A 15,996-nucleotide genomic window follows, 5' to 3' on the forward strand; every position below is an offset into this window, starting at 1 on the left:
TTCTCCTCGTGGATCACTGTGCCTTGGCTCAACGAAAAATGTGCGCCTTATTCCCTCACGTTCTTAACAGGAGTTTCCTTTGAAAGCAGTTTGTTTCTCTCTCGCCTTGCTGTGGTCCCTTGCCGGGCCAACCGTTTCCGCCAAAACCTACCACGTTTACAACGAAGCGGATCTCACCGATGCCGTGAGCGATTACAAAACCCGCGGGCTTACCTCGGGTCTCATCGAGCTTTACCGTGATATCACCCTCACCGGCATTGTTGAAATCAACGGCGTAAGCGGTTTGGTTCTTGACGGCGGCACCGCTCAATACGAATTGACCCTTCCCAACTGGGTCCAAACGGCGTCCTACAAGGGCACGGTTGCACTGAATAACTGCACCAACGTCACCATCCGAAACATGCACATCAATACCCCTTCGAAACAAGGAAGCACCCGATCAAAACGCGCGGTCAGCATCGCCAACTCGGATAAAATCGGGCTACATAACTTGGTGCTAAGCCCCAGCGGTCAGGCCGAGGGTGCGGTGGCGATTATTGCCGACAAAAGCACCAATGTCGGCATTCAACAGGTCACCATTTCCGGTTTCTACGGCGCCGGTATCGTGTTGCGTCAGGTGTGGGGCTTCCTTATCAAAGACTGCAGCATCATCAACATGAACAACGGCGCGGCCCTGGGCGACGGTACCAGCAACGTAGGCATTCAAGTTGATTCCATTACCGGCTGGAGTAATGCGGCTTGCACCAACAGCATCCTTCCCGAAAGCCAGTACAGCGGCAAAGGGATGATCACCGGCAACACCCTGGAGAATCTGCCAGGTCAGGGGATTTTCTTGCACACGGCGAATGATGTGGTGGTGAACAACAATGATTTGACCGATATCGGCATTGGCGTGGGTTGCGAAGGTGACTGCGGTGGTCGCGGTATTTACGCGGGCTCCGGCAGCCGTTTCTGGATCAAAAACAACCGTATTACCGGCGTGGACAACGGTCGCAGCGGCGGCGGCATCAATGCGGGCGGCAAAGACGCCTCTGATGTTTGGATCCAAAACAACACCATTAAATATGCGGGCAACAGCGATCAGGTCTCGGCCGGAAGCTTGGGATCCCACCAAGGTGACTGGAACGGTTTTGGCATTTCGGTTCGCGAACGCGCGCTGGTTGAAGGCAACCAAGTGCTGAACGCCTCCACCTACGGCATTTTGATTCAGCCCAACGCGGATGAGGTAACCATTCGCAACAACACGGTGCGGTATTCGGTGTTGGACAACATCAAAGCGGTGGCGGGCTTCACCTACACGGGTAAGTACGTGGTTGCCCCCAACCATTGCGACGGCGAACACTGGTCGCACGAGCTGGGCGGTCCCTTGCGCAACATCTACATTCGCGACAATTTCATCGCGGATTCCACCTACGGCCACGGCGTGAACATCGTGACCCGCGCTCGCGGCGAAATGGCTTACAACGCCGGCATGTGGCGCGATAGCTGGAGCAAGTACGACGTCTACCTGCGCAACCTGAGCATGCACCGCAACGGCAGCGGTACCGGCGTGTACTTTGAACAACCGACGACGGCCTACGGTACCTATGACTGGACGATTGCCACAAGCGGTTACAACGGCCATGGTAGCCGATACGCGGTGGTTGAGTCGGGCGGCAACCTGCAACGGGTGACCAACGTCAATTGGAACAACCAGTTGTCCTTGAACCTCAGCAACATCCAGTACCCGGCGATGAGTGCGTCTACCGGCGTGATCACCAGCGCGGTTTATTAAGCCGTTTCCCTCTCAATCGAGAAAAAAAGGCCCCACGGGCGTGGGGACCTTGCGCTCAATGTTTTATTAATAAGGAAGGCCCCACGGGCGTGGGGACCTTGCGCTCAATGCTTTATTAACAAGGAAAGGCCCCACCGGAGTGGGGCCTTTTTTATAAGATCGAACCATGTGCCGGGGAACCGATATCCGGTTTCGCAATAAGCCGGCGAAAACCAACCGCTAACTTAGCGGGCTGGTTTCTAGTGATCGTTGACTTCGTCTTCGGCTTCGATGCCGTCTTCGTTGTAGCTGTATACAACGTTGCCGTAGACCATTTTGGTGGTGTGCTCATCGGGAAAGCGGTCGCTTTCGGGCAGGTACACATTGCGTTTGGTAACGCCGGAATAAACCACTTTTAGGCGTTTGAATTTGATGGTGAAGTAGTTAACCATATCGCCGTTGGTAATGTCGGGACGGTAGAACAGGCACTCCAATTCGGGAATTTCAACGTTGTTGAACAGGTGTTGGAAGGTAACAGGGGTGTGCTTGCCCATTTCGGAGACATAGGTTAAGGGCTGGCGTGAACGTTTGGATTTAACCTTGTTGTCCAGTTCGGAAACGGGCAGGTTGGAGCTGAGGTGCAACTCGTGAACGCGGATGTGGGCTTCGTGGCCGGTTTCGGCTTCTTTACCGGGGATGGCGCCACAGTTGATAAAAGAATATACGGTCATGGGATGGTCTCCTTTGTGTGAACTTCAGCGGCGGACGTTAGTGCAGACTCCATGCCGGCATGAACATGAATGACAACAACCTTCGCGGCGGTTTAAGCGAAACCGTTGGTTTTCAACAACCTAAGAATTTGGCCTCGGCATCCGACGGGTGTGCCACACAGCCCCAAAATCGTTTTTCTCCAGACACTTAACCAAAGCCAACGGGACAAACCAAACCAACGCGACAAAAATTCAAACCTTACAAAAAACCGTGCAAAAAACGTTTTCGAGGTGTTTGCGAAACCAAACACCCTGTTCCGTGAATCGGACCAACGGCAAAAGCCGGAACAAAACGCGCGTCATACCGGCACGGAAGGCACCGTTACCACGTCCTAATTACTCGGTGTCGGGGCCTTTGGTCGATTCTGTTTTGGGATGGTTCATTTTTTCCAAGAATAGCTGGGTGGTCGGGTGTTTGTCTTTGACAATGCCGCCGACTTTATGACCGACATCCTCCATGTCGTAACCCACTTTCAATGCACCGCTTGTCCCAAAGGCAACACCCATCCCCTGCATTGCCAACCCCAACACCTTTCCGCGGGGACCACCCATCCGACCCATCATTTGACCACCTTTCCGCAGCCCTTGGCCGACGGCAAGCGAGGTACCAACCTGAGTCATCATCTTTTGCTTCGTCTTGGTCACCAGCTCCTGTTGGGTTTCTTTCACTTCATCAATTTTGTCCATGCTGGTGGTTCCAAGTTGGTAGGCGTGCCTGGGCATTTGGAGCAGGCTCATGTTTTCAACCTTGTGTTTTACAAAGGTACCGCTCAATTCCATGACGTCCTGGTGGTCTAAGGTATCGATGTGCTGATGGGTATTCTTCATGGTTTCCATATGCTCAAAAAACGGCCCAACCATCGGAAGGGTACCGGTCATGGAAAGGCGCTGCATGGCCGACATACGCCCGGAAAAGGTCTCTTCAAGTCCCTCTTTTACCGGAAATTGCGGGGTCATTTCCTTCATAGGTTGGATCAATTTGCTGTCGATCACTTGGTCCCCGGTCTGGGGCATGCTGCCTGACAGGCGGCGCATCATGCCCTGCAGGGGATTCCACGATGTCTCGGACTCTTGAAGTGTGGAAGACGTGAGACTTGGATCCTTGGATTTTTCAATCTTTGGCGGCGGCGTCAGCGGCGTGCTGTTGATATTAGGCGGTTTTCCTACACCGGACATGGCGACTCCTTTGGTAACCCGGCGACCCTACCCCACGGCCGCACCTTGCTTTTGTTTTGAGGAAAAAACGAATTGGCGTCGATGAGGCACTGCTTAAACACGCATGTTCATGGGGTCCACGGGTGGCGGTCCCTGAGCTTCTTCGGTTTCCGACGCCTCCGATAGGTCCTCTGCCAACGCGGCCAAAACGGCGTTGCGGGCTTCCAACAAATGGTCGACCGTTCGCATGATGCGGGTGGCGCTTAGGTCTTCGACGAACACATTCATATGCATTAACACCAACTTCATTTCGGGGTGGACGGAAAGCACGGCGTTGTGGGTGCCGATCCCAAGGCAGTTCAACACCAAAAGGCGATGGTAGAGCTGGAGCAATTCCGGGGCGGTATCGGGCAAGGGCACCACGGACAGGTAAATCAAAAAGTGGCGGCTTGTTTCATCCCACTCCAAGGCCAGGTCAAGCCCCTCGCCCAAGGAGAGACCGACACTGCCGTCCTCGCCAAGTGCAAAATCCTTCAGTCCGTTGGCGTCACCCAAAGCGGCAAGCGCCTGATCAATTACCTCGCGGTCCGTCATGGTTCCTCCGTACTTCACAAGTGGATTGACGCGCCTCAACGCCCGGTACGGCAAAGCAAACCGGGATATCCAGCGTGGACACCAGGTGAAGCTCCTCAAATTTTCGGATTAACGACAATTTCCCTCATTGTACCAAAACAAAAAAACCAAGAAGACAAAAAAACACACCCAACTTAAAAATAGACCACACCCATCAAAAGAAAGCGCGATCCATGCAAGCGCCCATTTCCTTGCAATCCGCGACCGGTCCGGGTACGAGGAGCGACAGGCTCCTGTATAAAGAATCTTGAAAAAATCGGAGGCGGCATTAAACCAGCGGGGTGGCTCACTTGTCCCTTCCTCTGTTCAGGGTTTAGCAGAAGGTAGGAAACCAACCAAAAACCAGGAACACCCACCATGGCCCAACCCAACAAAGGATAACCACAAAAAGAACGCGGAAATCATCTTTTAAAACGAAAGGTTAAAGATGTTTTTCCCCATATTGCTCATGAATCACGAAGCATTCAGTCGCAAATTGAAGCAGCATTCACAGATCGAAACCAACGTTCTCATACACAACCCACACCCTAAATCCAGGACAGACTAACATAACTATTGTAACAGTTTGTAACAAAGAAAATCACAACGTCCCACAAACTCACACCTAAACCTCAAACTAAATATTTCAAGCATTTTACAAGAACAGGCACACGGCAAATCGGTAAAATTGATTGGCCTATGTGCCCTTTTCTGTTTTATACCTTACACACTATCTTCCAAAAAATTTTAACCAGTTGATCTATCGCACATTTTGAATTCTCTCCATAATATCCTCACATTTTGTGATTAAATTAGCCACATCAAAACGGAGCGGCCCCTAAGTCGGGTCGCATGGCAATGCCGCCAGCACATTCATCCTGATTCCGGCGACCCCCGTTTGACGAAATCACTCCCGTGCCCCCGTGCTCCGGTTGGCTTGATCGATTGCATAACCAACGCTTTGGCGCCCAACTCACTGGGTCCAAGGACGCACTCGATCCCATCAAACACACCCTTCCCACGCGCGCTTTTCCGAGTTGACACCTTGGATCGGCTTCCACCTGCGCGGGTTTGTTTGGTGCCGTCACCCAACGGATGAACCACGGCAGCTTGCCGCGGGAGACTTCTTCATTACCACCACCGTTCCAGGAGTAAGTCATGTCAGCTATCGGTTTTTTTCAAAAATTCTTTTTCGCTCCCTCCGTCCAAAAACCCCAACCACACAGCGCCGACGTTTTTCCTTCCGCGCACCGTTCCCATCTTTTGCTCCTGCAGGAACGGTCCGAGCGCCCCGGCACACGTCCTTTCACCTCGCAAACCACCGCGGGTGCCGGCGCCGACCGGGTAACCGAGTTACGTGACCAGATCGGTACCCAACCCAAGTCTCAGCTATTGGCGGAAATCGACCGTGAATTCGGCATGACCCCCGAGGAAAAGGGTTTGGCCCGCGCCGGCATGGATCTGAACGCGGTGCTCGACGTTGTCGTTGACCGCCTGGAAGGCGCCGCGGCAACCCGGTAAGCGGGCGTTCTACCCCCAGCACATCCAGCCGACCCTTTAATAAGGAATGAAAACCTCGTTTTTGTTCCCGATGAAACCAAACGCCCTCGGCCCTCGGTTAACGCCCCCTGCATGCCCAACAGGTGGGGACGCCTCAGCGAATCACACAAGGCTGGAACTTAAAAAGCGCTGAAGCGCGGTGATTTTCGCTAAATCTCCGGGCTGCAACGCCCTGTAAAAAATGCTCGCCGCACCCAGCGAGTGCTGTCGTGCGCGGCGACCCCGGCTCGCTTTTTCGAACCATTAGGTTCCAGATCTTTAGCGAAAATCTCTCTTCAGCGCCTATTAGGTGGAAATCCCTGTGATTTATACCACCCCCAGCCCATCGAGGCCGGCCGTGAAAGCCGTCACCTATCCCAACGCAAGCAATTACCATCTCGCGGCCGATGCCCGCATAGGGTGGCACGCGCTACCGAGCGACGCGCCCTCGCATCCACCAGCCACATTTGGATAGGCTAACCGGTCAATTATTCCACTACAGGCGCCGGGGTAGCGCGCTCCAAAACGTGACACATATCACACCCAGTAGTGATCAGAGAAGTTTCCCTTGCGCTCCTTATTTTCTCCATATTTGAATTTCATATTACCTTTCAAAACACGGCACCCGTCGCGTTCCCCAATACCACCGTCTCCTTTTCCCTGTCGGCTGCTTCCCCCAAAGGCACCGGCGAGACGGTCTCGGCATTCGCACCCTAACCCGCCTGTCTCGCGGCGCTAAGCCGGCCACTGGAACCCGTACCACCGTCATTGCAACCCACCCGGACCACATCCAAAGGAGACCGGACCATGCAAGAAGCTATTGACCGCGTCAACGCTTGGTTGCGTGCGCTCGACCCCAACCTCACCGCGGGGTTGGATGAGGCCGCAAGCATCACCCTCGCTTTTGACAACCAACAGGAACTCTCGCTGCAACTCGACCACGACCCGCCCCAACTCAACTGGGCACTGCCGATTTCGCTCCCCGGCAACCCGAACGAACTCAGTGACGATCAGCTAGCCCGCGCGGCGGCCTTAAATTACACCCAACAAGCGACCCGAGGCGCGCGACTCGCCATGGTCGACCAACCCGAGCAACTGCACCTGCTCTACCGCCGACCGCTCGCCAAACTCGATGAACACCGCTTTCTCACCCTGACCGCCGGCTTGCAGCAAACGGCCCAAAGCCTGACCGCCCAATTAAACAACGACACGGACGCCACCGGCGAACCCCCATTCCAACATCCCTCGGTTTAATCCGTTTGAACCCCTCACCCAAGGAGGCCCCATGCACGCAACCTTCCCGGCCAACCTCACTTTTTGGCGCACGTTCCACGATGAAACCCTGTTTTTGTTCTTCCAAGACGAAGGCGACGAACGCGAACCGGCGGTCCGCCTCGGCGAACATACCTGCCACAACCTTTTTGACGCGCTGGCGTTGCTTTCACCCGAGGATCCCGAATGCACGCCCGAGCTCGTAGCCCGCGTCGCCAACTTCATCATCTTCGGCGATCAGTTCCAACTCATCGACAACCCGGGCACCTTCCAAACGCGTTACCAAAACGCCTTGGACCGCCGCGCCGCCGCGCCGGACGCCGCCGCCTCCCATTACGCGCCTTACCAGGTCAGCGGGATTGAGCAACCGCGCCACGACGGCACCACGCTCACCTTCTACAACTTCGCCCCCCACAACCTGGTGCCCTATCGCGTGTCGGTCCCCTGGCCGCTGACTTCACGGCAGACGCCGATTCAACAAGATCTGTTACCACTCGCCCCCAATGGAAGTGACTATGTTGCCGACTGAACGCCTCAACCAATGGCTCGGCGAGACTCAGCCGGGCGCGGCCTTAAACGAAAACGGGACGGCCACCTTTTTGGCAGCGGACGGGGTGGAAATCGTGCTGGCCACGGACAACGAATCCCCGATTGTTTTGTTGTTTGCCGAACTGCTGCCCCTGCAAGGATTGGCCCCGGAAGAAATCGCGATGGTCAACCGCAACAGCTTGCTGATCAACGCCCATCCGACTTTAACCGGTGACGGCGCGCTGGCCTTGGACCCGGTCCAAAACCGGCTGGTTTTCAACCAAAGCATTCCCTGGGAAGACCTGGATGCCGAAACCCTGTGGGCGACCTACGACACCTTTGCCGCCAACGCGGTGCGCTTGTGGGCAACGGTCCACGGCCACGTCGACGAGGCGCCCGACGGCTCGGGCGAACCACAACCCGAACAACCGAGCACCGGTCTAGACGAACCACCGCCCCCGGTCCAACCGTGGCAATTGGCTTAAACCGCGCTTGATAAAACGCGCTTGATAAACGGCCCTCGGCCCGCCCCCGCAGACCCCGCGACCGGTCACCCACCAACTGCCGACGGCCTCGCTGTAAAGCTGTAAAAAGGAACAGGTTATGAAAGGAATGAATCTCAACGTAAACCGGCGTTTTGTGACCGGTCAATTTCAACAAGGGCGCGATGTCGACCGTTCGCGACCCGACCGCCTGGGGCTGTTCGTGGCCACCCCGAGAACCCTGGCCCTGTTTAACCACACCCAGCAAAACCACCTCTCTACCGGGGTCACCCTGCCCCAGTTCGCCGAGTTGGTTCATCGCAACAACCAACAGAACCCCAACTTCACCAACACCCACAAAACCCGCGCCGAGAACATCTTGCGCACGGCGGGCGTCGACTTCCAAAATTTGAGCACGGCCAACAAGGTCAAAGCCGCGATCATGCTGGGCAAAGACCAAGTCAGCGCGGCCTGGATGCGCGCAAACATCGGCGATGTGGTCGGCGGGAACCAACGGGTGATCGACGCGGGCAAAATGCTCCACAAAGCCTACAGTTTCGCCCACAACCAGCAGATGGGCGGGCTACAAGACCCAAGCGCTTCCTTCAACACCCGTTTGGCCTTGGATGTTTCCGAAAAGATCCTGGCCCAAAACGGCACGGTTGACCAGGCGATGGTGGCGGTGATGATCGACCAACTGGAAAACGACACCCTCGCCGGAACCTTCCAAGTCGGGCCGCATCGCCAAGAGATGCTTAAGTTGTTGCGCCACATCAACACCAATGTCGCCTTTCGCAACGCCTTGAGCGGCATCTCGGCGCCCAACAACGGCGATCCCCAAACCAAAACCCTGCGCGCCACCATCAACAAACCCGTGGGCAATCTGACCGACCGCGACGTGCGCAAAGCCGTGCTTTCCTCGATGTTGTCACACCTGCGCCAGGGCAGCGTAGGCTCCTGTTTCGGCACCAGCATCGCGATTCATCTGAAGACCAATCACTACAATAAAACGCTGACGATGCTCAAAGATTTGGTTGAGAACAACCGCATGCAGGGAACCTTCCAGCGCAACGTCAACAGCAACCCGGTCCAGTTCTCGTTGCCGGGGAACCACAACACCTTGGATTTGCAGTTCAACCACAAAATGAAATTCGACAAAAGCGGCAATGTCACCAAGGTCAACAACCAGAACCTGCCGCAAACGGTCAAGCTGTACGACATTCCCGGCATCATCCAAGGCCTGAAGGCGGTGGGTATTACCAACCGACAAACCCAAATCAGGCTGGTCACCGAAGCGGCCGACCGTATGGCGGGCACCTTTTTTGACGCCAAAAAGTCGCCCAAGGAATTGTTGGCGAATATTATTGATAACCAGGGCGGCCTCGGTCCCAAGTCCGCGGCCAAAAAGAAAGCGGCCTTCGCCTTCCACGCGACCATGGAAAACCGCTTGATGCGCACCTTCGAATACACGCTTTCGGGTTTTGCCGAAACCCGCCACGCCCAAACCCTGGGAAGCAAGCTCAGCACCCAAATCGATAATCTGTACATGACGGTGAATTACGGCGAGCAAAACACGCCCTGGGGTCAGCACGTCGCCCAGAAAATGTTGGCGGTGAACGTCAATGACCAAGTGGATTACGGCGGCCTTTTGGGCGGCTTGAACGGGCGCATCAGCAGCACCTTAAACGAAGCCTTCACCTACAAGTACAACCCCGAACTGGTCCACGGTCAACTCAGCGACGACGGCCACAGTTCCCACGGCGGCTTCACGATTACCTTTACCCACCCCACCACCCAAGAGGAAAGCGTGATCACCACGCCGGATGAATTGGCGACGGCGGTTAAAGCAATTTTCGTCCATGTCGCGACACAAGACATCGCCACCATTGAGAACGGTAACTGGACAGACAAAAACTTGGTCACCTCCACCCACGCCACCCTGATGCGTGAAATTTTCGAGAAGGTGGACACGGAGCAACTGGGCGCCAACCTGATCGCACGTACCGATAAATTACAGGGCAACCCGGTCGGCTTCACGCAAGGTGCCGATCCCGCCAAAGTCGTGCGCATGCTGTTCCCCAATACGTCGGCGGTTCACACCACCAAATTGGATCAAAGCGAGAACAATACCGGCAAAACGGTGCTTAACCACGTGATCACCACGCTCAAAGCCATGCAAACCAAGGTTTCCAACGAGGACAATAATTATTCGGTGGACACACTGCGCAACATGTCAATCCCCATGAGCACCGACACCCACGCCTTCCTGCTCAAGCCCGGCTTAAGTCCCTTCCTCCTGCAGCAAATGGACCGTGAAGAAGACGACATCAACGATTCAATCGACACCCAAACCAAGCCGCAACAGTTGACCGAATTCGCCGACACGGCCTTGAACCGACAAGAAGTACTGGGTTTTGTCGACCGATTTGCGGGCGCGTTCGGGATGAACAAAAACGCGGTCAAACAGGCCTTGCGCAACCAGCAACATTCGTTAAAACCCAACGATATCTACCAATCGATGGTGGCGGGTCTGCCGGACGACAACAAAAAAGCAGGCCGCGCGGACCAGATCGCGTTTTACTTGGCAAAAACCTTTAACGCGCCGACGCGCGAGGTGATCTTCGCCGATACCAACTGGGGTAACGGCGACAAAGACATCCACTTCGGCGTGGTGTTCAACCCCTTTTCGGACAAACACGAGTTGTGGTCGTTTGAATACAACGGCCAGGACTACACCGCACGTAATAGCCCCGACCAGAAAAAGTTTGTGCAGGGGAATTGGACCATCTTCGACGAACCCCACAACTTTGGGTTCTAGCCAAGCACCCGGGGTGTTCACTCAATAGCGGACGCCCCGACCCTTTTTCTCGTGATCTCGGCCGTTTTGGGGATAGGACTTGCGACGACCTTCCCAGCGAACTAGAATGGAGTTACTTAATTACCTTATCTAAATGACCCCCCGGTTTTATTCACTGGAAAACGAACAGCGCGTTTTCACATCCTTCGCCCGCGGCCTACGCGGCGATGCAGCTTGAAGGGGTTCACCCATGACGGCAGAGCAAAATAACCGAAGCGATCTTTTTTGGCGGTCGCCCGGAAGCGATATCGCCATTCTTGAAATGGAGGTATCCGAAGCCATATCAGAGCTTTACAGCCTTCGCGTCAAAATTGTCAGTGCCGACCCCGGCCTGGCTTTTAAGGACATGTTGAACAAAGACGCGAAAATCGAGCTAATGTGTGGCGACGACCTCACGGAAAGCCGTTTCTTCTCGGGGATCATCACGCGTTTCGGTCAGGGCCGGACCCGCTTCGGGCACCACGATCCCAGCTCGGACAAAGAATATATCTACGAGGTGGAAATCCGCCCCAAGCTCTGGCTGCTCACCCGGCGCACCAAGTCCCGCGTCTACCAAAAGATGTCGGCGGAGGACATCACCAAGGAAGTCCTCGGCGAGCACGGCATCAGCAATATCTGGTCGCTCAACGGTTCCCCTTCGATTCGCGATTACTGCGTCCAATACCAGGAATCCGACTACCAGTTCATCTGTCGTCTGCTGGAAGAAGAAGGCATTTGCTTTGTGTTCGACCAGGAAAACAGCCAAACGCTGTTCTGCAACAAAATCAGCGGACATCCCGCCTGTAAACCCCGCGCCGACGCCTATTACAACGAGGAACCCACGCCCGAATTGGCACAGGGCACCAAAGAAGCGATCATGGATTTCACCTACCACCAATCGATTGGGACGGGCCGTTTCAACCTGCAGCACTACAATTACGAAACCTCACAGCTCGATTTAAAAGTGGTCAAAGAGGACAAAAACGTCCCACTGTTTACCAACCTGGAACACTACGACCACACCCGCAACTACCGCGACACCGGCGAGGGCAACACCTATGCCGGCTTCGCCAAGGAAGCCTCGGCGGCGAATAACCGACGCGGCTACGGCACGGCGACGCACCGCTCCTTTGCGGCGGGTCACACGGTCACCATCGAAAACCATTTCAACAGCGCCTTTAACGCAAAATGGCTCATCGTGTCCTGCGACATCAAAATGGAACAGGGCCACACCACCAACCGTTTTAGCGTGATGCCGTGCGAGGTGCCGTTCCGGCCCGAACGCAAAACGCCCTGGCCGCGGGTGCAAGGCACGCAAACCGCCACGGTGACCGGTCCGTCGGGCGCCAAGGTGTACCTCGACCAGCTCGGCCGCGCCAAACTGCAATTCCACTGGGATCGGGAAGGCCAAAAAAATGATCGCTCCTCGATGTGGGTACGCGTGTCCAACAACTACGCGGGCCCCAACTACGGCATTCAGTGGATTCCCCGCATCGGCCACGAGGTGATCGTCAGTTTCATCGAGGGCAATCCCGACCTGCCGCTGATTACCGGGCGCGTTTACAACGACGCCAACCCGCCGCCGCTCGGCCCGGCGGAAAAATGGCAAAACATCATTAAAACCATTAAAGACAACCACATTATGTTCGACGACAAGGACGGCGCGGAACTGCTCGACATTCGCGCGGAACGGGACATGAACACGGTGGTGATTCGCAACGACACCCAGGATATCGGCGACAACCGCACCATCAAGGTCGGTCGCAACCACAACGAAACCATCGGCAAGGACATGGTGATCACGGTAGAGGGCAACCTCACGGAAAAGGTCAAAAAGGACTACAGCGAGGACGTCACCGAGAACTACCGCATCTCCGTCGGCAAAAAGATGGAAACCACGGTGGGTACGGATCGCAACGTCACGGTGGGCAAAAACGAGACGGTGGTGATTCAGGGCAAGGCCGACCGCGAAATCAAAAAAACCCTCACCGAAACGGTCGACAAAGATATCTCCATCAGCGGTAAGAAGAACTACAGCCTGGATATAAAAGACAAAGCCAATATCTCGGTGGGCAAAGACATCAACATCAGCGGCAACAAAAAAGGCAACATCGACATCGCCGACAAGCTGACGATTACGGTCGGGTCGGCCAAGATGGTGCTCAAGAAAAACGGCAACGTCGAGGTCAACGGCAAAAAGATTCAGGTCAAAGGCAGCAGCGACATTGTCATCAAAGGTTCCAAAATCGGTTTGAACTAATCCCGAATCAAAAGGTTTCTCATGCGCCACTTGTTCCCAACAGCGCCCTATCTTCGCGCCCCAGGTTCCCTCTCCCGAACGTGTTCCACGCGTTCATCGCGAGAGGCCGGAGCCCTTGGGATGCCTTTGGGCGAAGGGAGGTGACGCGGTGATGAAATTGGTCAATGATTCGCCCTTCACCTGTGACCGCTTGGTTTACGGCGACGGCTCGGGTCGGGATCGTTTGCTGGTGATCGTCAAGGCGGTGTTTGCGGTCGGCGAGGATCAGACCTTGCGCCCCTTAGCGGAGCAGCCCGCGCTGCGCGGCGCCGATACCTTTTACGACGAAGTCGGCACGTCCAGCATCCAGTGGGAAACGGAAATGGTGCCCGCCAAGCCGGCAACGGATGTGGTGCTCCTGGGCACGGCGCAAGCCAAGGACCAGGCTTTGGTCCAACACCTGGACGTCAGCCTCAAAATCGGTCCCCTAACCAAAAGGGTTTCGGTTTTCGGCGACCGCGTTTGGGAAGACCACTTGACCGGCGCCACGCCCGGCCCGATCACGCCCTTCCGCGAAATGCCGCTGATCTACGAACGCGCCTTCGGCGGTCGCGACGAAAGCAACGAAAATCAAACATACTGGGAAGCGGAACGCCGCAATCCGGTGGGGGTTGGTTTTCGCGCCAAACATTCGGCACAACCGGTCGCGGGTTCGCCGCTACCCAACATCGAGGACCCCACCGCCTTGATTCGCCACGCGGGTGACCGCCCACCACCGGCCGGATTCGGCTTCATCAGTCGTGATTGGTCGCCGCGCCTGGATCACGCGGGCACCTACGACGCGGCCTGGCAGGAACAGCGTGCGCCGCTGCTGCCGCAAGACTTCGATCCCCGCTTCCACAACGCGGCCCACCCCGACCTGATCGCGCCGGACCGTCTGCGCGGCGACGAAGATGTCGCGGTCCACAATGTGCTGGCGAGTGGGTTGCCATGGAAATTCCAATTGCCGGACGTCCGTCCCAAGGGCGCGGTACAGATTACCGGCGGTGACGAACCCCTTGACCTCCAACTCGACACGGTCGTGCTCGACGCCGACCAACAACAGGTCACCCAAGTCTGGCGCGGCGAGCTCGACATCCACAACCGCTTGTACCAAGTCAAAGAAATTCGCGTTGAAACACGCTGAAACGAGTCGAACCATGTCCCATCCCCAACCCACATCCAACACCCCTCCGGACCAACACCTCGCGGTGACCGGTCTGGGTTTGGTCACCCCCATCGGCTTAAACACGACCCAGTGTTTCGCCTCTTTTTGCGCGGGCGTTTCGCGGTTCCAGGAAACCGACGATTTTTACTGCTTGGCCTCGGATGAAGAATTGGCCGAACCGCAACCCCTCGTCTGGAGCCGGCTGCAGACCATGGACACCGAGGCGGGCACGCAACGGATTGAGGCCTTGGCGGTTGCCGCGATCAACGATCTGCTGCAACACACCCGCCTGCGCCGTCGCGATTTGGAAGGCGTGGTGGTGGTGCCGGTATTGCCCAACGCCGGAACCCGCCACCTCGTGGAATCGCTGGCCGACGAAACCGGGCTCGCCTTTCACCCGGCACCCCTGGGTTTTTACGAAAGCGACGCGGCCTTTAGCGCCGGCCTGGCCCACGTCACCGAACTCATTCACACGCACGGCGCGCGCGCTTGCCTGCTGGTCGCGGCCGATTCCCTGTTGGCATCTGCGCGCTTGGCCGAGCTGGACCGCGACGGCCGCATCAAGTCGGCGCGCAACCTCGACGGGTTCATTCCCGGCGAAGGTGCCGCGGCGGTGCTGCTTGAATCCCCGGAAACCGCCCAAGCGCGCGGCGCGGAAATTCACGCGCTGGTCACGGCCCGCGGCGACGCGACCGAACCCCACCCGCCAACCGCCGACGACGCCACCCAAGGCGAGGGTTTGTCTCAAGCTTTGGCAACCTGCGCCGAGCAAACCGCCGACGGTCGGCTGCCAGGTTGGGTCGTGACAACCTTTAACGGCGAATCGCGCCAGGCGCGAGAATGGGGCCATTGCCTGGTGCGCCTGCAAAACAAGCTACCCGTGCGCCACATGTGGTACCCGGCCGAGAACCTGGGCCACACCGGTGTCGCCGCCGCGATTGGCTTTTCCATCGCCGCCTTCGCGCTTGGCCAGGGTTACGCGCCCGAATCCTCGGCCCTGCTCACCGCCTTGGGCCACGACGCCCAACGCGCCGGTTTGGTCCTCTCGCAATTCGGCTTTGCCGCTCAGTATTAACCAAGCAACCTCAGGGAGTTTTTATGCCGGTCACGGTCGGAGCCAATTTTCTTTCAGTCGTCCACAAAGGCAGCAACGGGATCACCATCGCCTTTCCCGATGTGTGTTTGACCCCGGCCCCGCCGGCGCCCAACCCAGTCCCCATCCCCTACCCCAACATCGCAATGTCCTCGGACAGCGCCAAAACCGCGAAGAAGGTCAAAGCCGACGGCAACCCGATTTGTAACCAACCTTCCAACTTCAGCCGCAGTACCGGCGACGAGCCGGGCGTCAACAAGGGTGTTGCCTCCGGCACCCAGATGGCCAAGGCCGAGTTCGTCACCTTCTCGTTTGACGTGAAAGCGGAAGGCAAAGGGGTGACCCGCGCCTTCGACCTCATGCTCCACAACAACAAAAACACCCCGCCGTTCCCCCTAATTCAACCACCCCTGATTGTGATTCCGCTGTTTCCCGATCCACCGGAAAACCCCAAGGAATGGGCACCCACCAAAATCGAGGTTGAATAATTTAGTTGGTTCGGCGGCAACC

At 56.5% G+C, this 15,996-nt stretch carries 13 protein-coding genes; 10 read left to right on the forward strand and 3 right to left on the reverse strand.

Features of this window, described 5'->3' with window-relative positions:
• Positions 1-79: 79 nt before the first annotated feature.
• Complete coding sequence (locus J3U88_RS23405) at positions 80-1,774, forward strand: right-handed parallel beta-helix repeat-containing protein (RefSeq protein ID WP_207861420.1); 1,695 nt, start codon at positions 80-82, stop codon at positions 1,772-1,774.
• Positions 1,775-2,013: 239 nt separating this feature from the next.
• On the opposite strand, the gene J3U88_RS23410 is transcribed toward J3U88_RS23405, so the two are convergent.
• From J3U88_RS23410 to J3U88_RS23420, 3 genes are all read right to left on the reverse strand, one after another.
• The gene (locus J3U88_RS23410) at positions 2,014-2,484 is read right to left on the reverse strand and encodes a type VI secretion system tube protein Hcp (protein WP_207861421.1); all 471 of its coding nucleotides are present in this window, start codon (positions 2,482-2,484) and stop codon (positions 2,014-2,016) included.
• A gap of 375 nt (positions 2,485-2,859) precedes the next feature.
• A complete protein-coding gene (locus J3U88_RS23415; RefSeq protein WP_207861422.1) occupies positions 2,860-3,699 on the reverse strand; it encodes a hypothetical protein in 840 nt (279 codons plus the stop codon).
• A gap of 93 nt (positions 3,700-3,792) precedes the next feature.
• On the reverse strand, positions 3,793-4,272 hold the full coding sequence (locus tag J3U88_RS23420; protein WP_207861423.1) for a type III secretion system chaperone: 480 nt from the start codon (positions 4,270-4,272) through the stop codon (positions 3,793-3,795).
• Positions 4,273-5,448: 1,176 nt separating this feature from the next.
• Between J3U88_RS23420 and J3U88_RS23425 the strand changes: the two genes are divergently transcribed.
• The 9 genes from J3U88_RS23425 (at position 5,449) to J3U88_RS23465 (ending at position 15,974) form a co-directional block, all read left to right on the forward strand.
• The gene (locus tag J3U88_RS23425; protein WP_207861424.1) at positions 5,449-5,811 is read left to right on the forward strand and encodes a hypothetical protein; all 363 of its coding nucleotides are present in this window, start codon (positions 5,449-5,451) and stop codon (positions 5,809-5,811) included.
• An 825-nt stretch (positions 5,812-6,636) separates the two neighbouring features.
• Positions 6,637-7,083 (forward strand): type III secretion system chaperone, encoded by a 447-nt coding sequence (locus J3U88_RS23430; RefSeq protein ID WP_207861425.1) that lies wholly within the window; start codon positions 6,637-6,639, stop codon positions 7,081-7,083.
• A 31-nt stretch (positions 7,084-7,114) separates the two neighbouring features.
• Positions 7,115-7,630: a hypothetical protein gene (locus tag J3U88_RS23435; RefSeq protein ID WP_207861426.1), complete on the forward strand. Its 516-nt coding sequence runs from the start codon at positions 7,115-7,117 to the stop codon at positions 7,628-7,630.
• Positions 7,617-8,114 (forward strand): CesT family type III secretion system chaperone, encoded by a 498-nt coding sequence (locus tag J3U88_RS23440; RefSeq protein ID WP_207861427.1) that lies wholly within the window; start codon positions 7,617-7,619, stop codon positions 8,112-8,114. Before J3U88_RS23435 ends, J3U88_RS23440 begins: the two co-directional genes overlap by 14 nt.
• A gap of 118 nt (positions 8,115-8,232) precedes the next feature.
• Positions 8,233-10,929: a hypothetical protein gene (locus J3U88_RS23445; protein WP_207861428.1), complete on the forward strand. Its 2,697-nt coding sequence runs from the start codon at positions 8,233-8,235 to the stop codon at positions 10,927-10,929.
• 229 nt (positions 10,930-11,158) lie between these two features.
• Positions 11,159-13,207, forward strand: a complete 2,049-nt coding sequence (locus J3U88_RS23450) for a type VI secretion system Vgr family protein (RefSeq protein WP_207861429.1) — start codon at positions 11,159-11,161, stop codon at positions 13,205-13,207.
• 151 nt (positions 13,208-13,358) lie between these two features.
• Entirely contained in the window at positions 13,359-14,372 is a 1,014-nt protein-coding gene (locus tag J3U88_RS23455; protein WP_207861430.1) for a DUF2169 family type VI secretion system accessory protein, read from the forward strand.
• Between the two features lie 13 nt (positions 14,373-14,385).
• Positions 14,386-15,468, forward strand: a complete 1,083-nt coding sequence (locus J3U88_RS23460; RefSeq protein WP_207861431.1) for a hypothetical protein — start codon at positions 14,386-14,388, stop codon at positions 15,466-15,468.
• A 23-nt stretch (positions 15,469-15,491) separates the two neighbouring features.
• Entirely contained in the window at positions 15,492-15,974 is a 483-nt protein-coding gene (locus tag J3U88_RS23465; RefSeq protein ID WP_207861432.1) for a DUF4150 domain-containing protein, read from the forward strand.
• The last annotated feature ends 22 nt before the right edge of the window (positions 15,975-15,996 follow it).

It is taken from the genome of Acanthopleuribacter pedis (assembly GCF_017377855.1).
GTDB classification, from domain to species: Bacteria; Acidobacteriota; Holophagae; order Acanthopleuribacterales; family Acanthopleuribacteraceae; genus Acanthopleuribacter; species Acanthopleuribacter pedis.

Bases quoted from the DNA above. Each gene is read 5' to 3' on its own strand.
- J3U88_RS23435 (WP_207861426.1), top strand. From the start codon at position 7,115: ATGCACGCAACCTTCCCGGCCAACCTCACTTTTTGGCGCACGTTCCAC.
- J3U88_RS23450 (WP_207861429.1), top strand. From the start codon at position 11,159: ATGACGGCAGAGCAAAATAACCGAAGCGATCTTTTTTGGCGGTCGCCC.
- J3U88_RS23415 (WP_207861422.1), bottom strand. From the start codon at position 3,699: ATGTCCGGTGTAGGAAAACCGCCTAATATCAACAGCACGCCGCTGACG.
- J3U88_RS23420 (WP_207861423.1), bottom strand. From the start codon at position 4,272: ATGACGGACCGCGAGGTAATTGATCAGGCGCTTGCCGCTTTGGGTGAC.
- J3U88_RS23445 (WP_207861428.1), top strand. From the start codon at position 8,233: ATGAAAGGAATGAATCTCAACGTAAACCGGCGTTTTGTGACCGGTCAA.
- J3U88_RS23430 (WP_207861425.1), top strand. From the start codon at position 6,637: ATGCAAGAAGCTATTGACCGCGTCAACGCTTGGTTGCGTGCGCTCGAC.
- J3U88_RS23455 (WP_207861430.1), top strand. From the start codon at position 13,359: ATGAAATTGGTCAATGATTCGCCCTTCACCTGTGACCGCTTGGTTTAC.
- J3U88_RS23440 (WP_207861427.1), top strand. From the start codon at position 7,617: ATGTTGCCGACTGAACGCCTCAACCAATGGCTCGGCGAGACTCAGCCG.
- J3U88_RS23410 (WP_207861421.1), bottom strand. From the start codon at position 2,484: ATGACCGTATATTCTTTTATCAACTGTGGCGCCATCCCCGGTAAAGAA.
- J3U88_RS23425 (WP_207861424.1), top strand. From the start codon at position 5,449: ATGTCAGCTATCGGTTTTTTTCAAAAATTCTTTTTCGCTCCCTCCGTC.
- J3U88_RS23465 (WP_207861432.1), top strand. From the start codon at position 15,492: ATGCCGGTCACGGTCGGAGCCAATTTTCTTTCAGTCGTCCACAAAGGC.
- J3U88_RS23460 (WP_207861431.1), top strand. From the start codon at position 14,386: ATGTCCCATCCCCAACCCACATCCAACACCCCTCCGGACCAACACCTC.